Origin of the sequence: Pareuzebyella sediminis (assembly GCF_008367235.1) — a bacterium.
In the GTDB taxonomy this organism is placed as follows: Bacteria; Bacteroidota; Bacteroidia; order Flavobacteriales; family Flavobacteriaceae; genus Pareuzebyella; species Pareuzebyella sediminis.
In genome coordinates this window covers 905,328-927,413 of sequence record NZ_VTZS01000001.1, presented here as the reverse complement: position 1 = coordinate 927,413, position 22,086 = coordinate 905,328, and the positions used below count along the sequence as shown (strand labels likewise).

Genomic DNA, 22,086 nt, shown 5'->3' with positions numbered 1-22,086 from the left:
CATGTGCCATAATCAAAAAGTATTAAAATCGACGAACAAAGACCTTCAAGATATCGAAAGGAAGCTGGACCGAAGAAATTTCTTGACCAAGTCTTCATTGGGTATCGGTGCCATGGCCCTGGGGAGCCTTTTGAATGCAGATAAGGCGTGGGGTGCCATTTCTGGGAAAGGTCCAGCGCGACTCGGGCAGGGTGCTGTACAGGCATCTTATACCCAAAATGCGCTAGGCTTGCCCCATTTCGAACCTAAGGCCAAACGTATTATCTATCTTTTTCAAAGTGGGGGCCCCTCGCAGCTCGATATGTGGGATTATAAACCGAAACTTAAGGACATGTTCGGAAAAGATCTTCCACCATCGGTACGACAGGGTCAACGGTTGACCGGTATGAGTGCTGACCAGACGGTTTTTCCCATAGCTCCATCAATCATGGATTTTAAGCAATATGGGAAATGTCGGGCATGGGTAAGTGAGTTAATGCCCCATACCTCGGAGGTCGTAGATGATTTGTGCTTTATAAAATCAATGCAGACCGACGCTATTAATCACGATCCGGCCATTACCTTTTTGCAGACCGGAAGCCAACTCCCAGGGCGCCCTTCGATAGGCTCATGGTTAAGTTATGGATTAGGGTCTGACAATGATAATCTACCTACCTTTATTACGTTGATTACCAAGAATATGGGTGGGCAGCCTCTGTATTCGCGTTTATGGGGAAATGGTTTTTTACCTACCGAGCATCAAGGGGTGCAATTTCGATCAGGGAAAGATCCTGTACTTTATTTGAGTGATCCTGAGAATTACGACGGTACAGACCGGCGTAATATGTTAGACTATCTGTCAAAACTCAATCAAGTACAGCATGATGTGTATGGAGACCCCGAGATAAATGCACGTATGGCCCAGTATGAAATGGCTTTTCGTATGCAGACTTCCGTTCCAGAGGTTACGGATATCTCCGATGAACCGGATTATATTTTTGAGATGTATGGTGAAGATAGTCGAGATCCCGGCACCTATGCGGCCAACTGTTTGATGGCCCGAAAACTCTTAGAAAAGGACGTGAAGTTTGTACAACTTTATCACCAAGGATGGGATCAGCACATTGGTTGCCCTAGTGGAGTTCGTAACCAGAACAAACTGACCGATCAGGCGAACGCGGCGTTGATTAAAGACCTGAAGCAGCGGGGAATGCTCGAAGATACCTTGGTTGTATGGGGAGGTGAATTTGGCCGTACGGTCTATTCACAGGGTCAATTGACCAGTACCACCTACGGTCGAGATCACCACCCAAAGGCTTTTACGATGTGGATGGCCGGGGCTGGGGTAAAGCCTGGTTTTACCTATGGCGAAACTGATGATTTTAGCTATAATGTGGTGAAAGACCCAGTGCATGTTCACGATTTTCAGGCGACCCTTCTTCATCTATTTGGAATAGACCATGAACGTTTGACGTTCAAACATCAAGGCAGACGTTACCGTTTGACTGATGTTCACGGTCATGTGGTTAAAGATATCTTGGCCTAGGGTCGAATAACACCCAAGGAACTCAATTAAATCTTAATTTAGATTAATTGAAATATTTTCTCAAGGGGTGTCCATTTTTCTCCCTCTTTGGCCCATGGTAACGCTTCTTGAAATTTCCACATGAGCGCTTCCCACTCTTGAACTTTGGGATTATCCGCATCCATTTTGGCTTTGTGTACCGGGTCGAACGTTTCGTCAACGTCCATAACCATAAACATTCGGTTACCGGTGAGGTATATTTGCATATCGATGATTCCCGCATCCTTAATGCTCTTAACGATTTCGGGCCACACTTTTCCAGGGGCATGATACGCCTTATATTTTTCGATAAGTTCGGGATTGTCCTTGAGGTCGCAAGAAAAACAAAATCTTTTGGTATCGTTCATATAAACTATAAATTAAAGATGTCGATGGTATTTTCGATACACGGCTCTTCCATAAAGCACGACCACCAAAAGACAAAGTAAGGAAAGAACGAACGAGAAACGCATTTCGGAGGCTCCCAAGACGGTGATGTCTTCGTAACCCACACCTCCCCAGTCAAGTATATAGCCCTGTAGGTAGGGTAGGAGTGCACCACCGACAATGGCCATGACCAAAAATGCGGCCCCGAACTTTGCATCCTCTCCCTGACCTTCCAGGGCGATACCGTAAATCGTTGGGAACATAATGGACATGAACAACGAAGTGGCTATTAGCGAATAAATACCCAGCATTCCGGGCAAATAAATGGCGCCTATCAAGGTGAGCATGCCCCCGATTCCAAAATACATCAATAATTTTCCAGAATCTATTTTTGTGAGCAAGGCGGTCCCTACAGTACGTCCGATTAAAAAGACAATGTATCCGGCGAGGCCATACCACACCGCAGATTTAGCATCGATTCCCAAAGTTTCGGCATATTGATACACGTACGTCCAGCACATAATTTGGCATCCCACGTAGAATGCTTGGGCAACTACACCAAAGGTAAATTTAGGTTGTTTCCATAATCGTTTGACCGAATCCGAAAATTTAACCTTAGCCTCTTGATGCTTGTTTTGAGGCATTTTGATGATACTGATCATTGCAAAGAAAAAGAGCACAACCAGACCTAATATGACATAAGGATTTCTTATAATCTCAAGATCCGCTGTTCGTATGACGCTCTTGGCTGCTTCGGGCAGTGTGTCATATATGGGCGTACCGTCTGCCGTGGTATCATCAGATTGCAGTGCTCCCAGCACAAAGTTTTGTGCAATTAACAATCCCAATATCGACCCCATCGGGTTGAACATCTGTGCAAAATTCAAGCGTTGGGTCGCCGTTTCTTCAGCACCCATCGACAAGATATATGGGTTTGAGGTCGTTTCGAGAAAGGCAAGCCCAAAGGTAAGAATATAGAGGGCGGCCAAGAAAAAACCATAACTCTCTTTCGCTGCTGCCGGATAAAACAATAAGGCGCCAGCGGCATATAAGGCTAAGCCTAGTAAAACCCCTTTTTTATAAGAAAATCTATTCACGAATAAGGCTGCTGGAATGGCCATAGTAAAATAGCCTCCGTAAAATGCCAGTTGCACCAAAGATGCTTGGGTATTGGTTAACTCAAGTACTTTTTGAAAGCCTCGAACCATGGGGTTTGTCATATCATTTGCCAACCCCCAAAGGGCAAACAAAGACGTAATCAAGATAAAAGGAACTATCACAGATTTTGCGACTACCGGTGTTTTTTGGTTTTTGGTCATAATCGATACTATTGGTTGTTTTAATCTTCGGTCAAAAGGGCCCGGTCTAAATGTACATATCCTCCATCGACAAAAATATATTGTCCCGTGGTATGTGATGAGCGGTCGGAAATGGTAAAGAGGCATACGTTCGCAATTTCATCAGGGGTCGTCATGCGGTTTTCAAGAGGGATTTTTTTAACTATGGATTGAAGTTTTTTAGCTCCATCGGGTATGGTCTTGATCCATGTATCGTAGGAAGGGGTCCAACTTTCGGCGATAATTATAGCATTGGATCGAATACCATACGGAATCAGGTCAACGGCCCATTCACGGGTCAGCGCAAGGACTCCGCCCTTCGAAGCGGCATACCCTGAAGTGCGCCCTTGGCCTGTCAGTGCTACTTTTGATCCGATATTTAAAATATTTCCCTTGGATTTTTTCAATAAAGGTAGGGCGTGTTTAACAATGAGAAAGTAACTGACCATATTGAGTTTGAGCGAATCCATGAATTCTTCGTATGAAGCATCAAGACCGACCCCATCGTTTACTCCTACATTGTTCAATACTACATCGATTCGACCATATTTTTCTGATATGGAGGTCAAGGCATGTTCAATTTCTTTCGGGTTTGTCACATCGGTCTGGCAGAAAATGGCATCGATGCCTTTTTGCTGAATAGCTTTTATATACCCATGGCCTCTATCGTTTCTATCAATAAGAGCCGGAATGGCCCCTTCACCTACTAAACGCTGCAAAATTGTCTCCCCGATGCTACCTTCTTTACCGGCTGCTCCACTTATGACTACAACTTTTCCTCTTAAGTTTAAATCCATGGTTATACTTTTGTTATATTTTATTCATGTGTTTATAGGTTGTAGAACTGTACGGCATTCAGTCCCATTATTTTTTCTTGTTCGTCAACGCTAAGGGTTGCGATAAAATCAATGATTATTTGTTGTACTTGCGTATAATTACCGGCGACAAGACATACCGGCCAGTCAGAACCGAACATCAACCTTTTAGGGCCAAAGGCCTCTAGTACGAGTGCTAAATACGGATGTAGCTGTTCCGCTGTCCAAGAATGATAATTTGCTTCCGTAATCATGCCCGACACCTTGCAATGTACATTTTCGTGCTTGGCAATTTCTTGCATAAGTACCGCCCAGCCGTCATAGTACCCGTCTTTTATATAAGGTTTTGCCATATGGTCGATTACAAATTTTTGATGTGGAAAATGTTTGACAAATTCCAAAACGGCCCCCAATTGATGAGGGAAAACCAAAATATCATACGCATAACCATATTTTTCCAAGTAAGAGATTCCTCGGAGAAATGCAGGACGCAATAAAAAGTTATGGTCGGTTTCACCTTGAACGATATGGCGCCAACCTTTTAATTTTTCGTAAGAATAATATCTTTCTAAATCGGAATCCACACGGTCTGATCTTAAATCGACCCATCCCACGACACCTTTTATAAAGTCGTTTTCTCCGGCTAGCCCAAGTAAGAAATCCGTTTCGGCCAAAGTCTGGTCTGCTTGAACGGCCACGCAGCCATCTATATTGTTATTCTGATAAACCGTTTTCAAATCTTGGGGCAAGAAATTCTTACGAATTTCGGCCATGTCGTCATCGATCCATGCATGTTTTACCGGCTCGTAGTACCAAAAATGTTGATGACTATCTATTTTCATCACGTTTGTGCCATTGAGAGGTTAATTGTTTTCCTGAACGTTTTAAAAGTCAACAGTGGCTTTGATGACCCCACTCTTAGGGTCTAGCCATTGATCAAAATTTGCAATCATTTCAGAAAAAGAAGCGTTGTGGGTCACAAAAGACTCTATCGGAAATTTTCCCTTTCTCAAAATGGAGATTACATTTTCAAAATCTTCGAACGTGGCATTACGACTACAAAGAATAGTCGTTTCCTTGGCATGGATATCTGGATGCTTGAAAGCAAGCTCGCCTTTTGATAGCCCCACTAAAATATATCTTCCGCCATGTGACATATAATCCGGTCCGGATTCTAAAGCTCCTTTATGCCCAGTGGCGTCAAAAACAGCGGTGGCCAAATCACCTCCGGTTATTTCAGCTACCTTTTCTACGGCATTTTTCCCTCCAAGGATCGCATGGTCAATACCGATATCGCGCAATACGTAATCAAGACGATTTTGGTTCATATCTATGCCTATCACCTTCGCACCAGCTATTTGTGCCAATTTCATTATTCCGATTCCAATAGGCCCACAACCTACTACTACTATAGCTTCCCCTGCTTTTACTCCTGAACGGCGAACCGCATGTGCACCGATTGCCAAGGGTTCTACCACCGCCATTTGATTGTCGCTCAAACCCTCTGCGCGTAATAATAACGCTGTTGGAACGGTGATGTAGTCTTGCATACCGCCATCTGTGTGTACGCCCAACACTTGAATGTTTGAACAACAATTGGTTTTACCGTTGCGGCAGGCCACACATTTTTGACAGCTAATATAGGGCATGACGACCACGTTGTCTCCCGCTTTGATACCCTGCGGATTCTCGTCTATCTCAACCACCTGCGAAGCCAGTTCATGACCTAAAATACGGGGATAGGAGAAGAATGCTTGATTTCCGGCGTAGGCATGAAAGTCGGTACCACATATACCGACCTTTTTTATCTTTAATAGTGCTTCTCCTGGCTTTCTTTTAGGTTTTTTCTTTTCCTTCAGGATAAATTGACCCGGTTTTTCACAAACTATATATTTCATAGGTGCTAAAAATACAATTTTGAATTGCTAAATTTGAGGAAATGATATAAAATTAATAAGAATGGCAAATGCTCTTGATTTAGCAAACCGGCACGGCCTAATTTCCGATTTGTTTGTATGGCCCAAATCTGAAGATCAGTGGAATCAGTATCGATTAACCGATGATCAAGTGGCTCATTTTCATGAGCAGGGATATGTATCGGGCATTAAACTGCTGGAGGATCATCAAATTGAGGTATTGCGAAATGAGCTTGATGAAATTTTAGACCCTTCACACCCGGCACATGACCTGTTCTATGAATTTCACAGTAATGAATCGGAAGATCCGGATGCTGTTCTATTCCATTCATTGGGCCATTGGAGAATTACAAAAGGTTTTCATGATGTACTTTGGAACCCTGCATTCGTAATGGCCGCCTATCAACTTCTTGAAGATAGGCCGGTACGTTTCTGGCATGATCAGTTGTTCTGCAAGCCTTCCAAACACGGTGGGGTAGTGGCTTGGCATCAAGATTACTCGTATTGGACCCGTACGATCGCCATGCAGCACTTAACTTGTTGGTGCGGTCTGGACGACGCCACTACGGAAAATGGCTGTCTTCATTATATTCCCAAAAGTCATAGATGGGGCTTGCTCGACGCCCCAAACTTGGCAGGTGATATGAACGGGTTGTTCAGTGCTCTGAGCGATGCACAAAAGGAACAGTTCCGTCATCCGGTTGCCATTGAGCTCAAAAAGGGCTATGCTACGTTTCATCATCCGTTGATGGTACACGGTTCTTACGAAAATAAATCGGAAATGAGTAGACGTGCTTTTGTACTTAACGTATTTGCTGACGGAACCGTGAGTAATACCGATGAACAACTTTTGGCGGGTGTACCTCCCATTTCCAAAGGGGAAAAAATGGGCGGGAAATTTTTTCCGTTGCTTTTTGAGGGCTTATAGACTTTCTTCAAATTTTAAAAAACCGAAGCCTTGATTTTGTGTAACACGGTTATAAATACTATTCTTGTAATCCTTAAAATTGAAATGCTTTGAGAGCTACCCTATATACCGGTAATAAAACATTTTCAATTGTCGAAAGGCAGATGGAAAAGCCACGAGCAGACGAGGTGAGAATAAAGGTCGCTTACACAGGGGTTTGTGGTACCGATGTTCATATATATCATGGCATGATGGATAAAAGAGTACCCATACCAATGACCATTGGCCACGAAATGTCCGGTACTGTAGATGCTGTAGGGGAAGAGGTAAGCGGATACGCCGTCGGTGATAAGGTAGTTGTTCGCCCATTAGATGATAGGGGGGCACAACCATCCGACAAAGGTTTTAACCATATCTGCGAAAATCTAAAGTTCATCGGAATTGATAGTCCAGGTTCCATGCAACAATATTGGAACGTGCCGGCTTTTACGCTTCATAAACTCAAAGGGGAGACCGATTTGAAGTTGGCGGCTTTAATAGAACCCCTATCTGTAGCGGTTCATGATGTACGTCTAAGTGGCCTTAAATCTGGCGAAACGGCGGTTGTAATAGGAGGAGGGCCCATTGGGCTTCTAGTAGCGATGGTGGCCAAGCATGCCGGTGCACGTGTGATTGTTTCTGAAGTAAATGAAAAAAGAATACTCAAAGCGAAGGAGCTTGGTCTGAACGCTATAAACCCGACAAAGGTAGATTTCGTCGAATATGTCAAAGAAAAAACGGAAGGTCGTCGGGCTGATGTCGTGTTCGAAGTCGCGGGGGTTCAACCCGCACTGGACATGATGACGGAAGTCGCCGGAATTCGAGGAAGAATTCTTATGGTGGCTATTCACGGCCAGAAAAGAGAGGTAGACCTCTTTAAATTTTTCTGGAAAGAATTAAAGCTGATTGGTGCCCGTGTATATGAAAGGGAGGATTATGAGAGGGCCATTACTCTAATAACTGCCAACGAGCTACCTTTCGAAAACATGATTACCGATGTGCAGCCTCTGAGTAATATTCAAAAAGTTTTTGAGAATATCGATCAAAACCCCGACGGCATGAAAATACTTATGGATTGTCAGTTATAACATAACCGCGACCGATTTTAGGGGGCACGATGATTTCACGATACCGCAAATTTTAAAAAATCAAACCATATTTAACACAAAAGATGAATATACTGAATCAATTTAGTCTAAAGGGAAAAACCGCACTGGTAACAGGTTGTAAAAGAGGTATTGGAAAAGCTATGGCCTTAGGCCTAGCCGAAGCAGGAGCCGATATCATTGGGGTAAGTGCTACTTTGGAAAAGCATGGAAGTATGGTGGAGCAGGAGGTAGAAGGCCTAGGAAGAAAATTTAAGGCCTATACTTGCGATTTTGGAAAAAGGGATTCTTTATATGCATTTATCAACCAAGTGAAGGACGATTTTCCACAAATCGACATTTTAGTGAATAATGCCGGAACAATATTACGGGCCCCTGCTGTTGAGCACTCCGACGAGTATTGGGACAAGGTGATCGAGATTAATCAGACCGCCCAGTTCATAATTACTCGTGAAATCGGAAAGGAGATGGTAGCAAGGGGCGATGGCAAAATTGTTTTCACGGCTTCCCTCTTGACCTTTCAGGGAGGTATCACCGTGCCAGGCTATGCCGCAAGCAAAGGGGCGGTGGGTCAGATGACCATGGCTTTTTCCAATGAATGGGCAGGAAAAGGTGTTAATGTCAATGCGATTGCACCTGGTTATATCAGTACGGATAATACAGAGGCTTTGCGCAATAATCCGGAGCGTTCCGAATCAATTCTTGCTCGAATACCCGCTGGGAGATGGGGGCAGCCCGATGATTTTAAGGGCCCTATTGTTTTTTTATGCTCGGCAGCCTCAAGGTATATGAACGGCCAAGTCATGCTGGTCGACGGGGGGTGGATGGGACGTTAAGTACCGTTGATGGTCTACTTTCTTTTACCGAATAGATACCTATTTGTTCAGGGTTCAGCTTGGTAGGCATTTTGCCCGAATTGGAAAATCTCGGAAGGTGTCCTACTAGATTCAAGAATCTTCGATAATTCTGAGACCTTATCGGGCATTTGCCGAGCAAGATCTTTTGTTTCGCCCGGATCATTGCTTAAATCATAAAGCTCATAAGGACCGTTTTTGTCGACATTATAGCGAACCAACTTCCAATCACCTTTTCTAAGGGCTTGTCGCCCTCCTTTTTCGTGAAACTCCCAGTACAAGCTTTTATGCTCGGCTTGATTTCCCCTACCTAAAAGAGTAGGTAAAAAAGAGATGCCGTCCCCATTTACTCCCGACTCACCGTCAACGGCGTCTAGAAGGGTAGGCATTATGTCCCAAAAAGCGGATACATGGTTGGTTTTACTATTTTCTTTAATTTTTCCTTTCCATCGGGCTATCATCGGAACGTGGATACCTCCTTCGTACAAATCCCTTTTGTATCCTCTAAAAGGTCCGTTGCTATCAAAATAATCAGGGTCTGCGCCCCCTTCCAAATGAGGACCGTTATCAGAAGTGAAAATTACCAAAGTGTTTTCTGCAAGCCCCAGCTCATCAAGTTTTGACATAATTTCTCCCACCTGGTCATCCAACAAGGTGACCATTGCCGCAAAGGCGGCATGGGGGTTTTCCTGAGATTCGTAAGGCCCTTGTCGATATCCTTCACCACCGTCTTTACCTTCAAAGGGTTTTTCAGGTTCGAATTCCCCTTGGTATTGGTCCATATATTTCTTCGGGGCGACCAATTCAGCATGTGGAATTATACTGGGATAGTAGAGAAAAAAAGGCCTTTCTTTGTAGGTCTCGATAAAAGATAGTGCCTGTTCGTGAATCAGTAAGGGGGCATATTGGCCCTTTTTCAGACCTTCGTTTTCTTTCAAATCCTGTTTCTTGTCATTATCCCATAAATAATAAGGGTAATAATTGTGTCCAAGACGTTGACAATTATAGCCATAAAATCGATCAAAGCCTTGATTTAAAGGATCGCCTTCAGAACCAGGATATCCAAGTCCCCACTTTCCAAAAGCCCCTGTGGTGTACCCTTTTTGCTGTAGTCTCTCCGCCAAGGTTATGGTCTCTGCAGGAAGGGGCCATTGGCCTTCAGGCTGAACCTCTTTATTGCCGCGAACGGGAGTATGCCCCGTGTGTAGCCCTGTCATCAGGGCCGAACGGGAAGGGGCACAAACCGTTGCCCCGGAGTAGTGCTGGGTAAAAAACAAGCCTTGTCGGGCCAGCCTGTCGATATTGGGGGTTTCGAATTTAGTTTGACCGGTAAAGCTTAAATCTCCATAGCCTAAGTCGTCGGCCAATATGTACACAATGTTAGGCTTGATGTGCTCGGAGAGTTTTTCTTCCTTTTTTATCTCTTTACAGGCTGTCACGGCCCAAAGAATGGCGAAGATGGCAATGCGATTTTTCATTATATCCTTTACTGATTTCTGAATTAAGAAGTTTTACTTAAAGCTCTAGGGGAGCTTTTTTTGTGACGTACTTTTATTTTATTCAATATCCATTCGGGATAATCGCTGCTATCTTCGGCCTCATAAATTCTAAGCTTTTGATCTTCTGCTGGAGATTTAAGCTCGTCCGAAGTACAACCCAGAATTTGGGCGGCTGTTTCTACTCCAGAATGGGAGGCACCTGCTACGCCATGGGAAAGGATACTGGCGCCGCATAGGTATAGGTTTTCGATTTCACTTTTTGCACGATAGGCGAAAGGGCCGATATGGCGGAGGCTTTTTTCGGTACCATATACATTTCCTCTAGTAGTATTGATATAGAATTCATTGGTTAACGGAGTTCCTAATTCGCAATGTACAATATGTGAGGTAATACCAGGTATTACTTTTTCGAGTCCTTTGAGCATTTTTTGGGTCAAGACTTCCTTGAATTCGAGGTATTCGGGCGAACGGGCCTCGTGTTTATCGGCGAACTTTTCGAATGCCTTGTAATCAATGTAGGTTATCACCTCTAGCGTGTGATGTTTTCCATCAAAACTGGTAGGGTCTTTAAGGGTAGTACAACTGATGAACATCGCTTCGAAGGCCTCACCCTTGGAAATGTCGTTTTTCGATATCCCTTCGTAAATATCGGCCGTATCACGATTGGGCATCATCCATATATTACCAGAATCCATACCCGCCTTCCGTAAATCCATATCCACCGTCAGAAATAACATTAAGGAAGTACATGAATAGGTAGTGTTCTCTAATTTTTTCTGGAGTTTGGCACTCAGGTTTTGAGTGCCTACCAATGTATTATACGTAATACCGACATCTACATTCGAGACGATTCGATCAGCATATATATGCGTGCCGTTTTGAAGAACCACACCAACAGCTCGTTTTTTATGATCACCATCCAATATTATTAGCTGCACGGCTTCCTTTGTGCGAATAACCCCATTAAATCGTTTAATGACATTCGTCATGGCCTTGACCAAGGCTCCTCCACCCCCCATAGGGTAATAACCTCCTTGTAAATAGTGGTACATAGTCGCACTATGTAAAACGAAGGGTACTTTTTTCGGAGACACCCCGTGGTCACCACATTGTACATTCAAGATATTGCGAAGTAGTCGATCTTTTATATGCCATTTGATAACCCTTTGGAGGCTGAACATTCCATATTTACCAAAGTGCCTGGTGCGATAGGGCAGGGTCAATTTTTGCCAGAAACCCTTGATATAAGGTAGGGAATAGAGTTCTTCGCTCACTTTGCGTATCAAGTTCAGATAGGTCTCGATGCGCTTCTTTTCCCTTGGGAACCTCTGCGAAAGCCTTTCAATCAATTTTTCATAACTAGCGGGAAAATCAAAATGGTTTTCGCCGATATACACATGTTCGTAGGCCTCTGGATTCATCCTGAAGAAAACCAAGTCGTTGGCTATACCTAATCCGCGATACAGATCGTTGGTGGGTTCACCTTCGCCCAAAAGACCTAAATAATGAACGCCGGGCGTAAAGCGATGTCCGTTCAGGTAAAAGCTATGGCACCAACCACCAGGTACATCATGTTGTTCAAGCACCAAAACTTTCTGGCCGGATCGGGCTAGGCAGATAGCAGTGGCCAACCCACCTACTCCTGAACCTATAATTATCGTGTCCCATTTTTCCTGCTCGGAATCAGGTCGCTTCTCTGATATTGTAGCCGTATCTGTTAATGACATTTGCTATCTATTAGTTACAAAAGTTGAATATAGAAAGAAAATTGAGGTTTGAACTATGCACCTTTCCGAAAAAAAGGGTTTTATGAGGCGTTCGTTAGCAACAATGGAGGTCGGTTCTTTTCTATTCTTCTTTTAAGGTGCTATCTGAAACCCTCAGTTTTTCGGTTGTTTCTATTTTTGTCAAGTACTGAATTATTGCGAAGGGTACATCTCTTTCCATAGTATGGTTTGCCCTGTTTTGGCCGATTCTTTGGCCGCTTCGAGAATTTGAACTACTAGAATATTATTTTCAAGGGCTGTAGGGTCGTTAGGGTGAATCTTATAATCTTCTTTTACGACCTTTTGAAATAAGGCAAAAGGATCATCATACCCTTTGGCCAAGGGGTCGGCCTTTATTTCTGACATTCCTTTCTTTTCATCGGTCATTATTTCCATATTGGTGCCATTCTTACATTTGATGAAACCGGTCGTGCCGTATACTTCCATATCCTTAACGTTATGGGGCCAGTTCCATGAGGCCTGGATGATAACCTCGGCCTCAGGGTAGTTCAAAATAATCGTGGCATCATCATCAACTTTTGGATACAGCGCCGGCTTTATCTGTTTGGTAAGGCAAGTAACCGATTCCGGAGGGGTGCCATCCATAAGCCAAGTCGTAAGGTTTGCCCCGTAACAGCCGAAGTCCATCAACGCTCCTGCTCCATTAAGAATAGGATCGGTCAACCACGCTAAAAATTCCGGGGTGCAACCAATTTCAATCGGTCCCTTATGTCCTGTATGAAAGATTATTCTACGCGTATCACCGATGGCATTTTTCGATTTGATGAACGAGTAGGCCTTATGATTGCTTCCATACCAAGTGGTCTCATAATTGGTAAGCAGGTGAATATTGTGTTTTTTGGCCAAGGCAGCCATTTCTTTGACATGTTCCCAACTAACGGCCAGTGGCTTCTCCACCATTATATGAATGCCCCTCGGGGCGCAATACTGCACTGTTTTCAAATGATCGTATGTACTGTTGAAGGCATTGACGGCCTCGGGCTTGGTGGCTTCCACCATTTCTTCAAGAGTATCATAAACCAGATCCATGGAATATCCATAACGTTTTAATCGTCTCTTGGCCAACTCTTTATTTGGCTCGACGATGCCCACAATCTCGATGTCTCCCATTTTCCCACGATCTAAGATCCAACCTACATGATCGTGAACCAGGCCGACTACACCAACACGTAGCGGCTCAACCGTGGAAGGTCTGGCGGATTCCTGTGACCAACCTAGAGCCATCTGTAGCACTATGAGAACAATGCCTGTTAAATTCTTCATTTTGAAAGTTTTTAGGTGCTATTGGGTTAAGGCCTTGTCAATTGCTTTTTCGACCATGGGTTCCATTACTTTGTACCCTTCGACGGTAGGATGCACTCCATCTTTTGCATATTTCTTTGGAAGACCGTTGCGACTATCTGCCAGTGCTGAAAAATAATCGAGATACACAAATCCTTCCTTTTGGGCATATGCTTTTATCATTGTATTCAAGTTCACAATTTTTTCCGCAGGTTCCACTCCCGGTTTCCAAGGATAATCAAAGGCGGGAAGCGTTGAACAGAGCACCACCTTGATTTGATTTGCCCGGGCAAGTTCTGCCATTGATTTGATGTTGTCCATAATCATTTCAAGGCTCGAGGGCCCCGTATTTCCGGCAATATCGTTCGTTCCGGCCAACAATACTACCACTTTAGGCTGAAGGGCAATGACATCTTGCCGAAATCTAAGAAGCATCTGTGGGGTAGTTTGCCCACTAATACCGCGATTGATATAGGGCTTGTTCTCGAAAAATTCAGGTCTGGAGTTCAACCAGCCGATGGTGATCGAATTGCCCATGAAGACCACACGGTTTTCATCGGGTTGGGGCTTCTCCAATGCCATATTGGCTTTTTGAAACTGTTTAAGATTTGGCCAATCTTGGGCCTTACTGTTTTTGAACGAAAAGAATGCCATTATAAATGCGAGAAGGGTTAGTTGAATTTTCATATAGCTACATATATTTTAGTCCGGTAAAGTATCAAATAGTTTTTGTTCTGCAAAGGTTAAGGGTAATTGGTTTACCACCTTGGTTTTGGATGGTTTCTGAAAGTAGAGATAGATGAGCAAAAACAGACCGATAACGAAAAACATAGCGTTGCCGCTAAAAAAATAGGACAAAAATGCCAAAAAGGAAGCACCTTCCAGCACCGCGTATTTAATGATGGCAGCTGTCATAAATTTTTTCAACTTGGCTGAGAGCGGATCATCAGGTCCTATTTGACGAATCAGGTTACCATAAATATATTGGCTAAGAAAATAGGCTGTAGCTCCTAGAACGGGTACCAAGTAAATCAACATATTTCCATCGTTCAAATCCGCCTGGAAACTCCCATTTTTCCAAAAGGTACCTAATGCAAAAGTTACTAGCCCAAGACAAAGGGCCAAGTGCAGTAAAGCAAGCGTTTTTAAAAAGTTCTTAGGTTGTAACCCCATAGGATTTTTAGATTATTTGCAAAAAATGATTTTCTAAGGTACTAAATATTTAGTCAAAGGAGCAGGCAAAAATGTAACGGGCGTAGTGATGTACAGCGTCTATTTAGGGGCTTGAGCTACCTCGGTATAACTTAAGGCGCAACCAATTTGAATCCGGACATTATGTGTATTTTTAGGACAGGGATTTTAAAAGCACAAGACATGAAATCGATTTCTAGAAGAACTTTCAATACAAAATTGACCCAGGGTATGGCGGCAGCGGCCTTGCTTGGTGCACCATTAGCTTGCGGAATGGGAAAGCAGCAGAATAAGAAATTAGGTATTGCCTTGGTAGGACTAGGAAGCTACAGTACCTATCAACTGGCACCAGGTCTTCAAGACGCTCAACATTGTTATCTGGCAGGGATTGTAACCGGAACACCTGAAAAGGAGCAAATTTGGATGGAAAAATACGACATCCCCCAAAAAAACGTCTATTCCTACGAAAATTTTGATTCGATCGCCGAAAATGCCGATATCGATATTGTGTATGTAGTGCTGCCCAATAGTATGCATGCCGATTTTAGTATTCGAGCCGCAAAGGCAGGGAAGCATGTTATCTGTGAAAAGCCTATGGCAGTCAGTGTGGCCGAATGTGATGCCATTATACAAGCCTGTGAAGAAGCTGGTGTGAAATTAAGTGTGGGGTATCGTATGCAGTCCGATCCGTATACCAATGAGATAAAACGTATGGTCAAGGAAAAACCGTACGGAGACGTGCATTATGTATCTTCGGATGCCGGTTATATTTCAAGGGGAAACCCCGATCAATGGCGTTTAGACCGAGAGCTTTCAGGGGGAGGTGCATTAATGAATATGGGCGTGTATTCGATTCAAAGTAATATTTATGGTAACGGAAACAACCCTATTTCGGTTTCTGCCCAGGAATTCAGTACGCGACCCGAGTATTTTAAAAATACCGACGAGAGTATTACCGCCCAAATGGAGTTTCCTGATGGGGTAGTGGGCCATATGTTTACTTCCCACAATGCCAATGCCAACCGGCTTTTTGTTTCCTTTGAAAGTGGGTGGGCCGAACTTAACCCCTGCCATAGTTACGGGCCGCTGAGTGGGCGTACTTCGGATGGAAATGAAATTTCATTTCCACATCAAAGCCAACAAATGCTACAAATGGATGATTTTGTCAAACATATTCTTAGGGGCACCCCAAATTATGCACCCGGGGAGATGGGTAAGCGCGACATGATCATCGTCGAGGCCATCTATCAATCGATTGAAGAGGGAGGGAAGCGTATTCCTTTAAATTTAGGCGATTTGGGTATTGTGCGAGTGTAGGTTGAATTTTCAGATAAAATGGAAGCCCATATCGTCTTAATACTCATTGATAGTAACAATCTCAAACTTTCTCAAAGCTTCGCCATCCTTTAATTCATAGGAGACTTGTCTTGTTTTTCCAGAAGGCTGACCGGCGGCGTCAAAAATAGGGAACCGCTGCAATAACTTGGTTTCTACCAAGGCAAATTCATCATGCCCTTGATATCCTTGATTTATTCTTTGGTTTTCGTCCGTAGGTAGAAAGTGTACAGGACTCATTGATTTTCGATTATTGACCGAAAAACCATAAACTCGCCCTTTTTTTGAGGTATCTTCTGATTTTGAAATAACAAGAAGTTCAGGCGAACCATCCGAATTCATGTCTTCCACCATCGCTTTAACAACTTGCCCCTTACTTATATAGGTTTGCGGACTATTATCGATTTCCAGTCCGAATGGGGATACCGTCAAAACGTGCTGGCCTTCTTTTTTTATCGTTGAAACATTGAATCCAATACCCTGAAGGGAGAGCACCTTGGAAAAATCGGTTTTATCTACTTGGGTCGCATCGATAACCCCTTTTATTTTCCTATAGTTACCGGCCAAGGTGGCTCCCCCTGAACAATAGAAATACAAAATACCGTCTTCCCCGGCCTCTTCGGTGCGAATGGAAAGGGAATCTTGATGAATGTCAAAGATGACCGTTTTACCGTTGACTACCGTCGTATATATAGTGTCATCTTGTTTATAGGCCGTGGCATCAAAAGTGCAGGTAGGTTTTTTTTTGTCCGCTCTCGATCTCACTTTGATACTGATTTTTTCGGAGTCGAGCTTTTTGACCGAGACAGCCACCCAATCGTAACCCTCGGCTCTTTGGCGGTAGCCTTCCGAAACATAGTTGCCCCCAATAAGTGGCGTTTTTTTTAGGAGCTTCTCATGCACATTTTGCTTTACTGGCTTTTTGTTCCGTGATTCTTTACAACCTATTATCAAAGTCACAACACTTAAGAATAAGTATATGAACCTCTTTAGAACTCGTATCATATCGATCTTTTTTTTTCAAAAAATTCAAAAGTGATTGAAGCATGGCGAGATCTAATCACGTGCCGCCTTAAATTCACTAGTAGTATACCATTTTGGGAAATAGCTTTCGTTTGACAGCCGTAGGCCCACATTGAACAATAGTTGGGCGTCAAATTGAATACCGCTCAAATTTGTCTTTTCCGGATCGTATTCATCGGTAGGCTGGTGATAAATCGCTATTCGGTAATGGTCTTTGATTTTTTGGATACTGTCAATACCAATATCAAAACCTTCATAGGAACCGTCGGCGTATAAGGCTGGGATTCCTATTTTTGCGAAGTTGAAATGATCGGAACGGAAGAAATAGCCTTTTTCCGGTTCTGGATCGGGAATTACGTACCGGCCTTGCTTTTTGGCCGCCTCTTCGGCATATTCATCGAGCTCGGAATGCCCAAAGCCCGTTATGGTGAGATCTCTCATGGGACCAGGACTGTTAAAGGCATCCATATTGATATTGGCCACTGTTTTTTGTGGTTCGTAAATCGGATGCTCAGCGTAATAGGCTGAGCCTAATAAACCTTGTTCCTCGCCGGTAACCGCGATAAAAACGATGGACCTTTGATGCTCCACTTTTTTAAAGGCCTCGGCAATGGCCAGAAGACAAGCTGTTCCTGAGGCATTGTCTACGGCACCATTGTATATGGAATCATTATCGATCGGTCGACCGACCCCAAAATGATCCCAATGGGCAGAATAAAGAATATATTCGTCTTTTCTGTCGGTACCGGGCAACAGGGCCAGCACGTTTTTAGAGACATTACGTTGTATACTGTTTGAGACGGTAATCGACGCGCTTAGGTTTAAAGGAACAGGTTTGAAAGTTTTAGTTCTTGCGACCTCCCTGAGGTTCTTTCCTTCCAATGGAGTGGCTTCCATCAACTTTTCGGCACTTTGGCCAGTGATCCACCCTTGTATATCGACCATAGGCAGATTACTTTCGAGAATAAGTTGACCACCGCTCCAACCGGATTGAACCACGTTCCATCCATAAGAGGCTGGCTCTGTCTCGTGAATGATCAAAACACCGTCGGCACCTTGTCGGGCCGCTTCCTCATACTTATACGTCCACCGCCCATAGTAGGTCATCTCATTGCCTTTGAACAAGGTAGAATCACCGGACTGAAAACCGGGGTCGTTCACCAACACTACGGCCGTTTTTCCTTTCCAATCGACTCCTTCATAGTCGTTCCACCCGTACTCGGGTGCCACGATGCCATATCCGGCAAATACCAATTCTGAATTTTCAAGCCGGATGATACTATCGGTTTTTTTGGAAACAGCAACAAAATCATCAAAATAGTTCAACGTGAAATTTTCGGTACTACCGGAAATTTTCATTGCTTTCGAGGGGGTGCCGGTGATCTCGACCATTGGGACATCCTGGAAATAACTTTCGCCATTTCCCGGCGCGAGGCCCAATTTAGAGAATTCATCTCTGAGATAATTTACCGTTTTAACTTCTCCTTCGGTAAAGGGTTTCCTTCCCAAAAAATCGTCGGATGCTAAACGTTCCATATGTCGACCGATAGTTTCTTCGCTCACTTTAGCGGTTATATCACCTTCTTCTGAAGTATGACAGCCCATACATGTCACTAAGACAGCCATTAATATAAGTTTTTTCATACGTTTCGTTTTATAGCTTAACTAGTCATTGTTTTACGCGTACCAAGCGATTAGGTGAGCAATGTGGTTTTGTCTTCGGGCTTATTTCCTTTCAGTATCTGGTCAATACTATGTAGGGTAACTTGGGCTATTTCCGACAAAGCTTCTTCGGTAAAAAATGCCTGATGCGCCGTTATCAATACATTGGGATAGCTCATCAGACGATGAATATTGTCGTCATCGATGATGTTCGTGGAAAGGTCCCTGAAAAATAATTTTTCCTCTTGTTCATATACATCGATACAAAGGGCCCCTACTTGTTGCGAAGTCAAGGCTTGTATAATATCGTTGGTGTTGATCAGCCCACCTCGACTGGTATTGATAATTACGATGCCACGCTTGGTCAATGCCAAGGTTTCTTTGTTGATAAAGTAGTGGTTCTCCTTAGTCAAGGGGCAATGTAACGAGACAATATCGGAAGTCTCGAGCAATTCTTCGAGAGACACATAGGTTATCCCTTTTTCTTTCAATTTATCATCGGGATAAAGGTCATAGGCCAAAACCTTACAACCAAAACCAAGCATAATTTGTGCAAAAGCCTTTCCTATTTTACCTGTACCGATTATACCGACTGTTTTTCCATGAAGATTGAAACCTAAGAGTCCGTTTAGGGCAAAATTTTGTTCCCGAACACGATTATAGGCCTTATGGGTCTTGCGATTGATGGTCTGGAGCATAGCTAACGCATGTTCGGCAACTGCTTCGGGCGAATAAGCCGGTACCCTACATACGGTAATGCCAAAACGTTTTGCCGCCTCCAGATCCACATTGTTGAAACCTGCACATCGTAAAGCGATAACTTTGACCCCTTTGTCTGCGAGCACTTGAATGACCTTTTCGGTTAGTTTGTCGTTTACAAAAACACAGATGGCCTCTGCGTCTTGCACTATATTGACGATGTGCGGCCCCAGATGGGTCTCATGGTACTCTATCTCAAAATCGTAGGTCTGATTAAAGCGGTTAAAAAATTCCTTATCGTAAGGTTTCGCAGAAAAAAAAATGATTTTCAAATCCTCGGTTTTATAGGGTAATCGATTTTGAACTGCTTGCTCAGGGTAGACTCAGCGTTCTGGCTTAAAATTAGGCAATTATCTGATTATAAATTATGTACTAAGGTATTCTTTTAGGACCATGGCAGGTTTTATAGGAAACTTTACGATTGAGATGACATATTAGCAAGAATAAAACACCATATATGGTGGTGCTTTTATAATGAAGACCCGAAGAACGCTTTTAAAGTATCCTATTTAAAGAAAGATTCAGCGTATTCAAGTATTCGTAAAGTGCGATGGCAAGGATTGAAAAAATGGAACAGCTACTTTTGTGCAGCCTTATAAATGGCATTAAGAAGACTTTTTTCTTCTTTGGTATCATTGCCCAATTCCCAAAACATAATACCGCCTAGACCTTTGTTTATGGCATATTTTGTTTTTTGGGCGACCGAAACCGTGTCATCGTAAGAGACCATACGGCTATCCGTGGCATTGTACATATATGGAGCTTTGGCGTCATCGTCCCAATAGCGTTTAAAATTGGGGTCTTGTTCGTATTTTTCACGGATTTGATGATAGGCCAGCCAACCGATGTGAATGCCTCCGCTGCGCTGGTACAAACCATTATTTTCAGGGGGGACTCCTTTCCAGACCCTACCGTAAAAGGCAGATCCTATAACAATTTGATGTGGGTCGACGCCTTCCTCGATGAGAAAATCGACGATTTTCTCGGCAGATCTTGGATCGGCATCCAAATTGGCGCCTGATCGGTACAAACTATCCAAGCGGGCTTGAAAAGGTGTACCTTCTATATCTTTACTGCTTACATTACCTAATGGCGTGTGGTGCCCTGTATACATTGACACCCCGGACACTTGGTCATAGGTCATGACATTGGTGTAATCGGCATACTTCATAACTTCGTTTAGCTCAATATGATCATAGTAGCGCTTCCAACCTGCCGAGGCAAAGGTCAATACCTTAGGTTGTTCGAAGCTGTCGAGCATCTCGCGCAATCCTTTCATAAGGGCGGTGAAATTTTGGGTGTCTTCCGCTCGCGCTTTAGTGCCTGCACCCGATATCCCAGGATATTCCCAATCCATGTCCATTCCGTCGAGTTCGTGTTTTTTGATAAAATCGTGGGCACTTTTGATAAATTTTGAACGGCTCTCTTCGGTCAAGGCCATATCGGAAAAACCATCGGCTCCCCAACCTCCACATGCGATCATCACTTTTAGATCGGGGTTTCGCTGTTTTTGTTGCACTAGCGCATCTAGTTTTGGTCCTGCATCTTCCGGATTTCTAAACTTCATTTCCCCATCGATCACATTGGTGAAAGAATAAATGATATGTGTGAGCTTTTCAACAGGTATTTTTTCCGGTTTATACTCACGTTCCGCCACATAATACGCCATGATTACAGGCTGTTGTGGGTTATTCGAAGCTAAGGGTTCTGCTGTAGTTTGTTTCTTGGGTTGCTCTTTACAGGCTAATGTTAAAAGCAAAACAAGCAAAAAGTATGGTAAAGTAGTGTTTTTCAAGGAGGATATTTAAATTAGGTGCCTATCTAGATAATAGGTGGTTTTTAATAGCATTCTTTACAAAGCTAAGGAAACTATCGCTTTTGGGCTATCAAGAAGGATGACATTTCTACGAAGGACCCAAGAAAAATTATGCCCAAATTATCCTGGTAGGTAAATTTTTTTTAACCGTTCTGTTATTTGGCTATTTTGTGGAGTTCTTTTTCGAGAAAAGCGGATATGGGTATGGCTAATTTTTCATAACCTTTATCTGTGAAGTGTACATCATCATCGCCTTTTCCAAAGGTTTTGTGAATGGCTTTGGACGTTGCATAGATATCATTTATTAAAATCTTGTTGGCTCTCATCACTTCTTTCGCCACACGGTTATATTTTACCGCATCCTTTTGATATCTGCCGGCTTCATGTTCGGGGATATAAGTCGTGGTGACAAATATTAGCCTAGCCTTTGTAGCCTTCTTTAACCTTTTTACCAGGGAATCAAGGTTTGCGCCATATTCTTTTGGAGTATAGGTGATTTTGCCTTTGATTTTATCGCGGTTTCCATACAGTTTAGAATCGGGGTGACGGTAACATAAATCCCACAATCCCCAATTGAACTGAATGATATCCCAGTCTCCGTTTCCGACCCATTCCTTTATTTTTTCAAGGCCAGTGCCAGTATGTTGGGCATTTCCAGGATTATGGACCACTTCGGCTATGTTTTTTAAATCTTCTATGACAAAAGGCGTGTACCCAATGGAAATAGAATCACCGATAATCAATATTCGAGGTTTCTTCACATTGAAACTGGTCAAAGACAGGATTAAGGTTGTAACTAAAAAAAGGCTTGAAATAGTTTTTATCATGA

The 22,086-nt window shown here is 43.3% G+C and carries 20 protein-coding genes; 5 read left to right on the top strand and 15 right to left on the bottom strand.

All coding sequences use genetic code 11. From position 1 onward, the window contains the following. Position 1: 1 nt before the first annotated feature. The gene (locus F2B13_RS03850) at positions 2-1,525 is read left to right on the top strand and encodes a DUF1501 domain-containing protein (RefSeq protein ID WP_149303292.1); all 1,524 of its coding nucleotides are present in this window, start codon (positions 2-4) and stop codon (positions 1,523-1,525) included. 38 nt (positions 1,526-1,563) lie between these two features. Here the strand turns inward: F2B13_RS03850 and F2B13_RS03845 are convergent, their stop codons facing one another. Genes F2B13_RS03845 through F2B13_RS03825 form a run of 5 tightly spaced genes read right to left on the bottom strand, consistent with a single transcriptional unit; the run spans position 1,564 to position 5,980 of the window. After that, positions 1,564-1,911 (bottom strand): L-rhamnose mutarotase, encoded by a 348-nt coding sequence (locus tag F2B13_RS03845; protein ID WP_149303290.1) that lies wholly within the window; start codon positions 1,909-1,911, stop codon positions 1,564-1,566. A gap of 12 nt (positions 1,912-1,923) precedes the next feature. Then, a complete protein-coding gene (gene fucP, locus F2B13_RS03840; RefSeq protein ID WP_149275958.1) occupies positions 1,924-3,249 on the bottom strand; it encodes an L-fucose:H+ symporter permease in 1,326 nt (441 codons plus the stop codon). A gap of 20 nt (positions 3,250-3,269) precedes the next feature. Next, a complete protein-coding gene (locus F2B13_RS03835; protein ID WP_149303288.1) occupies positions 3,270-4,064 on the bottom strand; it encodes an SDR family oxidoreductase in 795 nt (264 codons plus the stop codon). 32 nt (positions 4,065-4,096) lie between these two features. Then, positions 4,097-4,924: an amidohydrolase family protein gene (locus F2B13_RS03830; RefSeq protein WP_149303287.1), complete on the bottom strand. Its 828-nt coding sequence runs from the start codon at positions 4,922-4,924 to the stop codon at positions 4,097-4,099. 42 nt (positions 4,925-4,966) lie between these two features. Beyond that, a complete protein-coding gene (locus F2B13_RS03825; protein WP_149303285.1) occupies positions 4,967-5,980 on the bottom strand; it encodes a zinc-binding alcohol dehydrogenase family protein in 1,014 nt (337 codons plus the stop codon). A gap of 61 nt (positions 5,981-6,041) precedes the next feature. Between F2B13_RS03825 and F2B13_RS03820 the strand changes: the two genes are divergently transcribed. The 3 genes from F2B13_RS03820 to F2B13_RS03810 all read left to right on the top strand — a co-directional run bounded on the left by F2B13_RS03820 (position 6,042) and on the right by F2B13_RS03810 (position 8,886). Then, positions 6,042-6,926 carry a phytanoyl-CoA dioxygenase family protein gene (locus F2B13_RS03820; RefSeq protein ID WP_149303283.1) on the top strand — a complete coding sequence of 295 codons (885 nt, stop codon included), beginning with the start codon at positions 6,042-6,044 and terminating at the stop codon, positions 6,924-6,926. Positions 6,927-7,015: 89 nt separating this feature from the next. Beyond that, positions 7,016-8,032 (top strand): zinc-dependent alcohol dehydrogenase, encoded by a 1,017-nt coding sequence (locus tag F2B13_RS03815; protein ID WP_149303281.1) that lies wholly within the window; start codon positions 7,016-7,018, stop codon positions 8,030-8,032. An 89-nt stretch (positions 8,033-8,121) separates the two neighbouring features. Beyond that, entirely contained in the window at positions 8,122-8,886 is a 765-nt protein-coding gene (locus F2B13_RS03810; protein ID WP_198439829.1) for an SDR family NAD(P)-dependent oxidoreductase, read from the top strand. Positions 8,887-8,933: 47 nt separating this feature from the next. Here the strand turns inward: F2B13_RS03810 and F2B13_RS03805 are convergent, their stop codons facing one another. The 5 genes from F2B13_RS03805 to F2B13_RS03785 form a co-directional block, all read right to left on the bottom strand. Then, on the bottom strand, positions 8,934-10,382 hold the full coding sequence (locus F2B13_RS03805; protein ID WP_149303279.1) for an arylsulfatase: 1,449 nt from the start codon (positions 10,380-10,382) through the stop codon (positions 8,934-8,936). Between the two features lie 23 nt (positions 10,383-10,405). Further along, the gene (locus tag F2B13_RS03800; protein WP_149275950.1) at positions 10,406-12,130 is read right to left on the bottom strand and encodes a phytoene desaturase family protein; all 1,725 of its coding nucleotides are present in this window, start codon (positions 12,128-12,130) and stop codon (positions 10,406-10,408) included. Positions 12,131-12,322: 192 nt separating this feature from the next. Beyond that, a complete protein-coding gene (locus F2B13_RS03795; RefSeq protein WP_149275949.1) occupies positions 12,323-13,453 on the bottom strand; it encodes a Gfo/Idh/MocA family protein in 1,131 nt (376 codons plus the stop codon). An 18-nt stretch (positions 13,454-13,471) separates the two neighbouring features. Next, entirely contained in the window at positions 13,472-14,158 is a 687-nt protein-coding gene (locus F2B13_RS03790; protein ID WP_149275948.1) for an SGNH/GDSL hydrolase family protein, read from the bottom strand. Positions 14,159-14,173: 15 nt separating this feature from the next. Continuing rightward, positions 14,174-14,644, bottom strand: coding sequence for a hypothetical protein (locus F2B13_RS03785; protein ID WP_149275947.1), 471 nt, complete (start codon positions 14,642-14,644; stop codon positions 14,174-14,176). A gap of 201 nt (positions 14,645-14,845) precedes the next feature. Between F2B13_RS03785 and F2B13_RS03780 the strand changes: the two genes are divergently transcribed. Continuing rightward, entirely contained in the window at positions 14,846-15,979 is a 1,134-nt protein-coding gene (locus F2B13_RS03780) for a Gfo/Idh/MocA family protein (protein WP_149275946.1), read from the top strand. Positions 15,980-16,015: 36 nt separating this feature from the next. On the opposite strand, the gene F2B13_RS03775 is transcribed toward F2B13_RS03780, so the two are convergent. From F2B13_RS03775 to F2B13_RS03755, 5 genes are all read right to left on the bottom strand, one after another. Further along, positions 16,016-17,002, bottom strand: coding sequence for a hypothetical protein (locus F2B13_RS03775; protein WP_149275945.1), 987 nt, complete (start codon positions 17,000-17,002; stop codon positions 16,016-16,018). A gap of 51 nt (positions 17,003-17,053) precedes the next feature. Then, complete coding sequence (locus tag F2B13_RS03770) at positions 17,054-18,664, bottom strand: M28 family metallopeptidase (RefSeq protein WP_149275944.1); 1,611 nt, start codon at positions 18,662-18,664, stop codon at positions 17,054-17,056. Positions 18,665-18,714: 50 nt separating this feature from the next. After that, entirely contained in the window at positions 18,715-19,713 is a 999-nt protein-coding gene (locus F2B13_RS03765) for a 2-hydroxyacid dehydrogenase (protein ID WP_149275943.1), read from the bottom strand. Positions 19,714-20,018: 305 nt separating this feature from the next. Beyond that, positions 20,019-21,200, bottom strand: coding sequence for a glycoside hydrolase family 18 protein (locus F2B13_RS03760; protein ID WP_232622998.1), 1,182 nt, complete (start codon positions 21,198-21,200; stop codon positions 20,019-20,021). A 212-nt stretch (positions 21,201-21,412) separates the two neighbouring features. After that, positions 21,413-22,084, bottom strand: a complete 672-nt coding sequence (locus tag F2B13_RS03755) for an SGNH/GDSL hydrolase family protein (protein WP_149275942.1) — start codon at positions 22,082-22,084, stop codon at positions 21,413-21,415. Positions 22,085-22,086: the final 2 nt, after the last annotated feature.

Bases quoted from the DNA above. Each gene is read 5' to 3' on its own strand.
- fucP (WP_149275958.1), bottom strand. From the start codon at position 3,249: ATGACCAAAAACCAAAAAACACCGGTAGTCGCAAAATCTGTGATAGTT.
- F2B13_RS03795 (WP_149275949.1), bottom strand. From the start codon at position 13,453: ATGAAGAATTTAACAGGCATTGTTCTCATAGTGCTACAGATGGCTCTA.
- F2B13_RS03845 (WP_149303290.1), bottom strand. From the start codon at position 1,911: ATGAACGATACCAAAAGATTTTGTTTTTCTTGCGACCTCAAGGACAAT.
- F2B13_RS03805 (WP_149303279.1), bottom strand. From the start codon at position 10,382: ATGAAAAATCGCATTGCCATCTTCGCCATTCTTTGGGCCGTGACAGCC.
- F2B13_RS03755 (WP_149275942.1), bottom strand. From the start codon at position 22,084: ATGATAAAAACTATTTCAAGCCTTTTTTTAGTTACAACCTTAATCCTG.
- F2B13_RS03850 (WP_149303292.1), top strand. From the start codon at position 2: ATGTGCCATAATCAAAAAGTATTAAAATCGACGAACAAAGACCTTCAA.
- F2B13_RS03790 (WP_149275948.1), bottom strand. From the start codon at position 14,158: ATGAAAATTCAACTAACCCTTCTCGCATTTATAATGGCATTCTTTTCG.
- F2B13_RS03800 (WP_149275950.1), bottom strand. From the start codon at position 12,130: ATGTCATTAACAGATACGGCTACAATATCAGAGAAGCGACCTGATTCC.
- F2B13_RS03835 (WP_149303288.1), bottom strand. From the start codon at position 4,064: ATGGATTTAAACTTAAGAGGAAAAGTTGTAGTCATAAGTGGAGCAGCC.
- F2B13_RS03770 (WP_149275944.1), bottom strand. From the start codon at position 18,664: ATGAAAAAACTTATATTAATGGCTGTCTTAGTGACATGTATGGGCTGT.
- F2B13_RS03780 (WP_149275946.1), top strand. From the start codon at position 14,846: ATGAAATCGATTTCTAGAAGAACTTTCAATACAAAATTGACCCAGGGT.
- F2B13_RS03820 (WP_149303283.1), top strand. From the start codon at position 6,042: ATGGCAAATGCTCTTGATTTAGCAAACCGGCACGGCCTAATTTCCGAT.
- F2B13_RS03785 (WP_149275947.1), bottom strand. From the start codon at position 14,644: ATGGGGTTACAACCTAAGAACTTTTTAAAAACGCTTGCTTTACTGCAC.
- F2B13_RS03830 (WP_149303287.1), bottom strand. From the start codon at position 4,924: ATGAAAATAGATAGTCATCAACATTTTTGGTACTACGAGCCGGTAAAA.
- F2B13_RS03775 (WP_149275945.1), bottom strand. From the start codon at position 17,002: ATGATACGAGTTCTAAAGAGGTTCATATACTTATTCTTAAGTGTTGTG.
- F2B13_RS03825 (WP_149303285.1), bottom strand. From the start codon at position 5,980: ATGAAATATATAGTTTGTGAAAAACCGGGTCAATTTATCCTGAAGGAA.